This is a genomic window from Hadarchaeum sp. (SeqCode), assembly GCF_049969415.1.
Lineage (GTDB): Archaea > Hadarchaeota > Hadarchaeia > Hadarchaeales > Hadarchaeaceae > Hadarchaeum.
Map to the genome: position 1 here is coordinate 1 of NZ_JBMFOX010000039.1, position 8,244 is coordinate 8,244.

Annotated in this window: 7 protein-coding genes; all 7 read left to right on the forward strand. The window is 56.4% G+C overall.

Annotation, left to right across the window (positions count from 1 at the left end; translation table 11 throughout):
• The coding region (locus ACP5PX_RS06875; RefSeq protein ID WP_428085233.1) for an ABC transporter permease at positions 1-1,028 on the forward strand (1,028 nt) is incomplete at its 5' end.
• Positions 1,025-1,873 carry a nickel transporter permease gene (gene nikC / locus ACP5PX_RS06880; protein WP_428085234.1) on the forward strand — a complete coding sequence of 283 codons (849 nt, stop codon included), beginning with the start codon at positions 1,025-1,027 and terminating at the stop codon, positions 1,871-1,873. The genes ACP5PX_RS06875 and nikC, both read left to right, overlap by 4 nt.
• Positions 1,870-2,787, forward strand: a complete 918-nt coding sequence (locus tag ACP5PX_RS06885; RefSeq protein WP_428085235.1) for a carbohydrate kinase family protein — start codon at positions 1,870-1,872, stop codon at positions 2,785-2,787. The genes nikC and ACP5PX_RS06885 overlap by 4 nt, the downstream gene beginning before the upstream one ends.
• Positions 2,784-3,602 (forward strand): BtpA/SgcQ family protein, encoded by an 819-nt coding sequence (locus ACP5PX_RS06890; RefSeq protein ID WP_428085236.1) that lies wholly within the window; start codon positions 2,784-2,786, stop codon positions 3,600-3,602. Before ACP5PX_RS06885 ends, ACP5PX_RS06890 begins: the two co-directional genes overlap by 4 nt.
• A complete protein-coding gene (purD, locus tag ACP5PX_RS06895; protein ID WP_428085237.1) occupies positions 3,599-4,870 on the forward strand; it encodes a phosphoribosylamine--glycine ligase in 1,272 nt (423 codons plus the stop codon). The genes ACP5PX_RS06890 and purD overlap by 4 nt, the downstream gene beginning before the upstream one ends.
• Positions 4,871-5,788: 918 nt before the next feature.
• Positions 5,789-6,499, forward strand: a complete 711-nt coding sequence (locus ACP5PX_RS06900; RefSeq protein ID WP_428085238.1) for a GntR family transcriptional regulator — start codon at positions 5,789-5,791, stop codon at positions 6,497-6,499.
• Between the two features lie 66 nt (positions 6,500-6,565).
• Positions 6,566-8,146 (forward strand): ABC transporter substrate-binding protein, encoded by a 1,581-nt coding sequence (locus ACP5PX_RS06905; RefSeq protein ID WP_428085239.1) that lies wholly within the window; start codon positions 6,566-6,568, stop codon positions 8,144-8,146.
• Positions 8,147-8,244 lie beyond the last annotated feature (98 nt).

Here is an 8,244-nt window from a genome sequence, read left to right on the forward strand (position 1 = left end):
AATCCCCTCCCCTTCTTACCATGTGGGCATATCTTGTCAGACGGCTTGGTTATACAATCTTTACCCTTTGGGGTTTGACCCTCATCACTTTCGTCCTCACTCGCGTCGTCCCTGGGGACCCGGCACGGGTTGCTGCCGGTCCTCAGGCCAGGCAGGAGCAAGTGGAACAAGTTCGTCGGATGTACGGCCTAGACAAGCCTCTTTGGATTCAATACGGTATCTACATGCAAAACCTTCTTCGTGGCGACTTCGGGAAATCCCTTTGGTCTAAACGTCCGGTCGTCGAGGACCTGAGGGCCTACTTCATCCCTACGTTAGAGCTCGGGCTCACTGCTGGGTTCGTCTTCTTTTTCCTCGGGGTCCCTTTAGGCATCCTTTCTGCCATTTATCGCAACACTTTCCTAGACCATTTTTTGCGCCTCTTTTCTTTAATAGGGGTTTCTTTCCCCGTCTTTATCTTTGGCCTCGTCCTTCTGCTCGTGTTTTATAAGCTCTTGGGGTGGTTCCCTGTCGGGGGGAGGATCGATCCTTTTATCTCTGCACCAAAGCACCTCACCGGTTTTTACCTCATCGATAGCTTCGTTACTGGGAATTGGCGAGCCCTTGTTTCCTCCCTCCACCACATTTTCCTCCCCGCGGCCACCCTGGCTTACGGATCCCTGGCGGTGGTTTCCCGCATGACCAGGGCCAGTGTGCTTGAGGTCCTTTCTTTGGACTACGTTTGCACTGCCCGCGCCAAAGGGCTTTCCGAACGCGCTGTCCTTCTCAAACATGCCCTTCGTAACGCTATGATTCCCATTTTAACTATAACTGGGCTGCAAATTGGTTCACTTTTGGGGGGCGTGCTTTTAGTCGAAATCATTTTTTCCTGGCCTGGTCTCGGCACCTATGCCTACACTGCTGTAACCGTGTTAGATGTCAACGCCATTATGGCCGTCACTCTAACCACCGGCCTCCTTTACACTGGAGTAAACCTCCTCGTCGACCTCCTCTACACCGTTGTAGACCCAAGGATCCGCTACCAATGAGAGAAGAGATTCGCACGCTCTTAAAGTTTTTGAGCCCGGGAAAGAATGTTTTGGGTTTTTTGGGGGTCTTGCTCGTTCTGGCTGTAGCAATGTGTGCAGTGCTCGCTCCCTATGTAGCTCCGCATAACCCTTACAAGGTAAATCTTGCAGAAAGGCTACGACCACCCTCGTGGGCGCACCCCTTTGGAACCGATGAGCTCGGGCGCGACGTCCTCTCCCGGGTTCTTTTGGGTACGCGCATATCCTTGCAGGCTTCGGTAGTGATCATCGCCCTTTCGCTCATCTTGGGGACGGGCATTGGAACAGTGGGAGCCCTGGCTGGGGGTTGGGTCGACGATGTGCTCATGCGCCTAACTGATTCCTTTCTCGCCTTTCCCTATCTTGTCTTTGCCATGCTTGTTTCCGCTGTGCTCGGCCCCAACCTCACCAATGCTATGCTCGCCATCTCTATCACTTGGTGGCCTTGGTATGCACGTTTGGCACGAGGCCAGATCCTTTCAATCAAAAATCAGCTTTACGTTGAGGCAGCTCGGGCGATTGGTGTGGAGGGGATGCGTCTTTTCTTCAGATACTTCTTCCGCAACGCCTTTTCACCGCTCATCGTTCAGGCAACCCTCGATGTGGGGTACGCCGTTCTCCTTGCCTCGAGCCTCAGTTTCGTGGGACTGGGGGCCCAGCCCCCAACGCCAGAGTGGGGGCGAATGGTGGCCGACGGCCGCCAATACCTTCTTTCTTACTGGTGGGTCCCCATTTTCCCGGGGTTGGCCATCTTCGTGACCGTTCTAGGGTTCAATCTCATTGGCGATGCCATTCGAGATTTTGCCGATCCGCGCACCCGGAGGTGAGGGTGGAGCTCGTGGCCATTGGCGACATCAACTGGGACACGGTGTTGGTCGCACCCCGCATTCCCGCGTCGGATGAGGAAGTTGAAGTCACAGAAGTCTGGGAAGCACCCGGTGGGGACGCGGCCAATGTGGCCGTAGCGTTCGCCCGCTTGGGCGGAACGGCGGGGATGATTGGAGCCGTGGGCACCGACACGGTGGCAAAACTCTTGTGGGAACACCTCGTCGCCTCTGGAGTCGATACTAGCCGGGTATTGACCTTGGAGGGCCCAAGCGGGCGGGCATTTTCCTTGGTGGAGCCCAACGGCGCCCGCCGCTTGTTCTACACCCGGGGCGCCAACGCCTTGCGCAAATTGGAAGAAGACGATCTCCATTATATTGAACAAGCAAAGTGGCTTTATATTGCAGACCCCTTGCCTCATACACTGGCAACCCTTGCAACGTGGTACTACAGAAAAAGCAAGCTCCCCAAACTCGCCTTGGACCCCGGATCCGCTGGGGCTGCCAAGGGGGAGGACTTTTTCGTCCCGCTTTTCCTCTACCTTTCCGTCCTCTTCCTCAACGAAGGTGAGGCCCTCATGTTATCCGGCCGAAGGACATTGGAAGAGGCGGTGGAACGCCTAACAGAAATTTGTCCTCTTGTGGTGATAAAGCGCGGTGAAAACGGGGCCCTTTTGGCCACTTCTGAGGGCGTACTCGCCCTGCCCGCCTTCCCCGTCAAGACAGTGGACACCACTGGTTGCGGGGATGCGTTCAACGCAGCGTTCCTTTTGGCCCTGGTGCGAGGAAAGACTCTCGAAGAGGCAGGGCGCTGGGGAAACGCTGCCGGTGCCCTTGCTGCCCAAAGATTTGGGGCTTATGCCCCCACATTCGCGGAGCTTTTGCAATTTTTAACTCCTGACAAGGAGGTGAAATGATGGCGCGCTCCCGGCTTTTGGAGTTGAAAAAACCGATCATTGGGATGGTGCATCTTCCACCCCTTCCTGGCTCCCCGGGCTACCGAGGGAATCCCCTTGAGGAGATCGTCCGCTTCGCTGTGCGGGAGGCCAAGGCCTTGGAAGAGGGGGGTATTGATGCAATTCTCATTGAAAACTTCCACGATTACCCTTATCCACTTGAGAAGGTGCCCACCCCCACCCTGATCGCTATGGCCGTGGTGGCCCAACAAGTAAAGGAAGAAACAAACGTTCCTGTTGGAGTAAACCTCCTTTTCAACGACTTCGAAAATGAACTATACCTGGCATGGTGTTTAGGATTGGATTTCATTCGAGTGGAAGGATTTGTGGACCTTTTGTTTTCTGATATGGGGCCGCTTTTTCCCGCCGCTCCCAAGCTCATGCGCTTAAAACAGGAGCTCGGCGCAGAGGGAGTGGCAATATTGGCCGATGTCCAGGGGAAGTACACCCAAGCTTTCCCCGCCCGGGACGTGGCCGACTCTGCTCGGGACGCCATAGAACGAGGCAGGGCCGATGCCGTTGTTCTCACCGGTGCCCGCACCGGACAGACTGCCCCATTGGAGATGGTCCGGCACCTGAAGTCCGAACTCCCCGCGGCTCGGGTCCTCCTGGGAAGCGGGATCACCCCGGAGATGGTGGCCGATTTCCTGGGGGTGGCGGACGGAGCCATCGTGGGAAGTTATTTCAAATACGAAGGGAACGTTCATAACCCCGTGGACCCAGAAAGGGTGCGAAGGCTCATGGAGGCCGCCCGCAAGGCGAGGGGGCGGAGATGAAGGTGCTCCTCGTGGGAAGCGGTGCTCGGGAACACGCCATTGCCAAAGCCCTTTCTCGTTCCCCTCAGGAACCACGGATCTTCGCGTACATGTCTACCCCCAATCCAGGGATCATCCGACTGGCGGAGGGCTGGATTGAGGGCGGGTTAAACGATCTGCCTTCCCTTGTGCGATATGCCCAACGCGTCAGACCCAACCTCGTTGTGTTCGGCCCTGAGGAGCCGCTTGCTGCAGGGGCGGTGGATGAGCTTGAGGAAAGAGGGTTCTCCTGTATTGGACCGCGGAGGATCCTGGCTCGGCTGGAGGCGGATAAATGTTTTATGCGGGAATTCATGGCCCGCTATATAGGCCGGGGTTTCCCCAAATGGTGGGTGTTTGAAAACCTCGGAACCTTGCACGCACATCTCCTTTCCCATCCGAACTCGGTGCTAAAGCCGGTGGGGCTCACCGGTGGGAAAGGGGTGCGAGTCCTGGGCCGACAGCTAACCAACGTCATGGAGGCGATAGAGTACGCGCGGCCATACCTCGAGCGGGAAGGAAAAATCCTGGTGGAGGAAAAACTCACAGGGGAGGAATTTTCCCTCATGGTCTTCACCGATGGGAAAAAAGTTGTACCCATGCCGCTTGTACAGGATTACAAGTACGCAAGAGAAGGGGACACGGGGCCCATGACGGGCGGCATGGGCTCTTATTCGTGCGCAGATTACCTCCTTCCCTTCGTTTCCCAGAAGGACTTTGAAACCGCCTTGGGAATCGTGGAGGAAACAGTGAAGAAATTGGAAGAAGCCCTGGGTATCCCCTACCGAGGGGTGCTTTACGGCCAGTTCATCCAGACACAATCCGGCCCAGTGGTCATCGAGTTCAACGTGCGTTTCGGGGATCCAGAGGCGATAAACGTGCTTTCCCTCCTTGAAAGCGACGCAGTGGACGTGTTTGCTTCCATCGCCGCTGGGGATCTTGTAGAAGACGTGCGGTTCTCACATCTGGCCACCGTATGCCGGTATTTGGTACCTCGTGGTTACCCAGACGCCCCAGAAACCGGAGTCCTTTTCTCACTCCCTTTGGAAAAACTCAGCCTGGCTGGCATTGAAGTTTACTTCGGATCGGTGCAGGAAGTAAACGGACAATTTAGTACCACTGCTTCCCGCAGTGTGGCCCTCCTTTCTCGAAGGGCCACCCCACAAGAGGCCAAACACGCCCTAGATGAAGCCCTGGCGGATTATACCGTCCCGCTTTATTGGCGCCGCGACATTCCCCGTCTTTTATAGCGTGAACCCCGGCGGACCCTTGAGGCGCACCGTTTGTACCGGTAGGTGGCGGAAACGCCGAACACCTTCTCGCCCAAGGCCTCGAGCCGCACGAGTGGGAGCCTTTCCAGAGGTTCCGGCAAAAGAAGGGCTAGCGCGGCCCGGGCAAATTAGGACATGGGGTAACCGGAGCCGGTGGCCAAAACGATCACTCCCACGTACTCTTCTGGGATAAAGCCGAGATGGCGGTTTCTTTCGAAGAATTTTTGTGCGGCAAGCCCCGGAGTGCAGAAAGTCGGGCCCACGAGTTCGGGGAAGCGGAGCTATGCTGGAGGGAAACGCGCGGCCGTGCCAATTTTTCATAGCTTTCCAGCCTCACCAAGGGTGCGCCCCGCCTGAGCCACATCCCCAAAGTACCTGGGCAAATCCAAAACAGTGCTTACCAAGGCACCGTCGCTCCCGATAGGAATTGGGGCACGATATAATATACAGGATGGCCAGCTCCGTGAGCTTTTCCAAAAGCCGGTGTTTTCCATCCTTAACGGCGCGATGATCCTCTCCCGCACGTAGTCGGCGTAGGAAGTCCGGAAAGTTTTGGCGGGAATGGCCTCCGTAGGAATTTTTTACAGAAGAGAGGTCCACAAAAAGGGCTTTCCCGGCCACACCTTTCATCGCTCCCCCTTTCCTTTGCAGTATACCGCAAGGGACCAGAACGAGACGCAAAAGGGACGGCTCTTGCCTGAAGTGCTTTCAGGAAAAGCTAGTCCAACCGTGAGGGGGTTGCCACGCGCGAGATTGGGGAAGCGTCGTCCCATTTGGCCAATACAGCTATTCCAACACCATGCCAGCTGCACACCACTGGGAGACGGGCTGCCGACTACTTGACCGCAAGAGGGCTCAAGGTTATCATAAAGATGACCGGTTGTCCGGTCAAATTTCGTGGAAAACAAACTCTACGGCAAGGTGAAGAATTGGCTGCGGGAGGCCATCGAGCGCGGGGACTTTCGCCCTGGGGAGCGCATCCCCTCTGAGCATGCGCTCATGACTCGTTTCGGCGTCTCCCGGTCCACTATTCGCCAGGCCATCTCCGAGCTGGTTTTGGAGGGCTGGCTCTACCGGGTCCAAGGAAGCGGCACCTACGTGGCTCGCCCCAAGTTCCGTCAAACTCTCTCTCGCCTCACCAGCTTCACTGAAGACATGCGTCTCCTTGGTCTCACTCCCAAGGCCCGCCTCCTCGAATGCGTGCGCGAGCCCGCTACCGCCAAAGTGGCCGAGGCCTTGGGGTTGTCTCCCGGGGCTGAAGTCATCCGCATCGAGCGCCTGCGGTTCGCGGATGATGAACCCATGGCCCTCAACATCTCAATCCTTCCCTATCACCTCGTCCCTGGACTGGAAGAAGAGGATCTGGAGTCTTCATCCCTCTACGAAATCCTGGAACGGCGGCATGGTCTCCTCCTTGCCCGCGCCGAACAAACTCTTGAACCGGCCCTGGCCGATCCCCACACCGCTGAGCTCCTTGGAGTCGCGGTGGGGGCTCCGCTTCTTTTGGTGGAAGGGGTGGTGTTCTTGAAAAACGGAGTGCCTGTCGAATGGGTGCGCATCCTCTATCGAGGTGACCGCTATAGGTTTCATATCGTAGCCGTGCGGTGAAAGGAGGTGAGAGCGGGGAACTCAAAACAACAATAAAATCAAAAAGCTAAAGGAAAGGAGGGACATATGAAGTGGACATTGTTGATCTTTGGTTTGGTTTCGGTGGGTTTGCTGGCATTGGGCCAAGAAATCCCGCGGGAGAGGACTTTGATCATTGCTACCGGACTTCAGCCCTCTACCCTGGACATCGGCGTCGGGTATGAGGCAGCAGCCATCAACGTGAATCTTGTGGTTTACGAGAGGCTTGTACGTTACAAGCCCGGCACCATAGAGGTGGAACCTGAGCTCGCACGTTCGTGGACGGTGTCCGATGACGGAAAGATTTGGACTTTTGTGCTCCATCCCGGCATCGTTTTTCATGACGGCACACCCTGCGATGCTGCCGCGGTGGTGTTCAGCTTCCAGAGGGTCATAGCCATAAACCTTGGTCCCGCTTGGATGTTCGAGCCCATCGAAAAGGTGGAAGCGGTGGATGAGCTCAACGTGCGCTTCACCCTCAAACGCCCCTACCCTGAGTTCCTCCAAGTCTTGGCCAACATCTTTGGTACGGGGATCGTCTCACCTGCAGCGGTTAAGGCCCACGCCACCACGGACGATCCCTGGGCCCAAGAGTGGCTGAGCTCGCACATGGTAGGGACGGGGCCTTACGAATTCGTGGAATGGGTAAAAGGACAGCACATCATTCTCCGGCGCTTTGCGAACTATTGGCGTCGTGGCTGGGAGGGGGTCAAGAACAATGTCGAGCAGGTAATCATTCGGTACATAACCGAGCCCGCGGTGCAGCGGCTTTTGCTCGAGCGAGGGGATGTGGATATCGCCATGGACATCTCTGTGGACGACTGGGAGCTTCTCAGGGGACAACCTGGCATCGTGTTGGTAGAAGAACCTTCCATGCATGCTACCTACCTTCGCTTCAATTGCGCTGCTGGGCCCACAGCGGATGTGCGGGTACGTAAGGCCATCCGGGCGGCCTTGGACTACGCGGGGATGATCCAGTACGTTTTGCGTGGCCATGCCATACAAATGCAGGGCCCTGCAGCCCTTGGTCTTCCCTGTCATAACGATGAGCTGCCCCTGCCCAAACAGGATCTTGAGCTTGCGCGTAAGCTCCTTGCCGAAGCTGGTTACCCTAACGGCGGCTTTACTCTAGAGTATGTGTACGAGTCCGGTCATGAGGACCGGCGGCGGGTGGGGGAGCTATTACAGGCCGCCCTCATTGAGCTCGGGATAAACCTCCAGATCATTGAGCTCCCCTGGCCTGACCTCTGGGAGCGGGTATCCGCCGCTGATCCTGAGCAAACCCCGGCCATCGTGGCCAATGGGTGGTGGCCAGACTATGCCGATGTGATCAACTTCCTGTATCCCATGTACCACTCAAGCCAATGGCCGCCGGTGGCCTTTAACATCGGTTTTTACAAGAACGCGGAAGTGGATAGGCTTTTGGATCAAGCTCTAGTGGAAACAGACCATGCTGTGCGTTGCCAGCTCTTGAAAAGGGTACAAGCCCTCATCTATGAGGACTGCCCCGATATCGATCTCTACCACCTCACCACCCGGATAGCTATGCGCGACTGGGTCAAGGGCTACGTCTACAGCCCCATCTATACCGAGGGCTTTTTCCTTTACGACATGTGGCTTGAAAAGTGAGGGAAGAAGGGGAGGGGATTCAATCCCCTCCCCTTCTTACCATGTGGGCATATCTTGTCAGACGGCTTGGTTATACAATCTTTACCCTTTGGGGTTTG

What these genes read in the sequence shown, in the direction of transcription:
- nikC (WP_428085234.1), top strand. Translation starts at nt 1,025, where the DNA reads ATGAGAGAAGAGATTCGCACGCTCTTAAAGTTTTTGAGCCCGGGAAAG.
- ACP5PX_RS06890 (WP_428085236.1), top strand. Translation starts at nt 2,784, where the DNA reads ATGATGGCGCGCTCCCGGCTTTTGGAGTTGAAAAAACCGATCATTGGG.
- purD (WP_428085237.1), top strand. Translation starts at nt 3,599, where the DNA reads ATGAAGGTGCTCCTCGTGGGAAGCGGTGCTCGGGAACACGCCATTGCC.
- ACP5PX_RS06905 (WP_428085239.1), top strand. Translation starts at nt 6,566, where the DNA reads ATGAAGTGGACATTGTTGATCTTTGGTTTGGTTTCGGTGGGTTTGCTG.